This window comes from Mycobacterium sp. 1165196.3 (assembly GCF_001673415.1).
Lineage (GTDB): Bacteria > Actinomycetota > Actinomycetes > Mycobacteriales > Mycobacteriaceae > Mycobacterium > Mycobacterium europaeum_A.
In genome coordinates, this window is the sequence record NZ_LZLU01000084.1 from 1 (window position 1) to 854 (window position 854).

The following is an 854-nucleotide window of genomic DNA, read 5'->3' on the forward strand; positions in this document are numbered from 1 at the left end:
GGAGGTGCGCGAGGTGAACTTCGGCGTCGACGGCAAGAACCTGCTGGAGCGGATCTCCCTGGTCGCGCGGCCGGGCACGCTCACCGCGCTGATCGGCGGGTCGGGCGCGGGCAAGACCACCCTGTCGCGGCTGATCGCCGGGTACGCCACCCCGTCGTCGGGAACGGTCACCTTCGAGGGCCACGACATCCACACCGAATACGCGTCGCTGCGCACCAGGATCGGCATGGTCCCGCAGGACGACGTCGTGCACCGCCAGCTCACCGTCAGCCAGGCGCTCGGCTACGCCGCCGAGCTGCGCCTGCCGCCCGACACCAGCAAGGCCGACCGCGAACAGGTCGTCGCCCAGGTGCTCGACGAGCTGGGCCTGACCGAGCACGCGGACACCCGGGTGGACAACCTGTCCGGGGGCCAGCGCAAACGCGCCTCGGTCGCGCTGGAACTGCTGACCGGTCCGTCGCTACTGATCCTCGACGAGCCGACCTCCGGGCTGGATCCGGCCCTGGATCTACAGGTCATGACCATGCTGCGACAGCTCGCCGACGCCGGCCGCGTCGTGCTGGTGGTCACCCACTCGCTGACCTACCTCGACGTCTGCGACCAGGTGCTGCTGATGGCGCCCGGCGGCAAGACGGCGTACCTGGGCCCGCCCGGCCAGATCGGCGCGGCCATGGGCACCACCAACTGGGCGCACATCTTCGCCAAGGTGGGCGCCGATCCCGACGAGGCCAACCGCCGCTTCCTCGCGCAGAACAGGCCGCCGCCGCCCACCCGGACCGAGGCGCCGGCCGAACTGGGCACCCCGGCGCACACCAGCAAGCCCCACCAGTTCTCCACGATCGCCCGCCGCCAGG

General features: G+C 71.8%; 1 protein-coding gene. It reads left to right on the plus strand.

The window, feature by feature from the left end:
- Positions 1 to 854, plus strand: an 854-nt coding sequence (locus tag A5659_RS08580) for an ABC transporter ATP-binding protein (RefSeq protein ID WP_156748921.1), incomplete at both ends; no start/stop codon positions are given.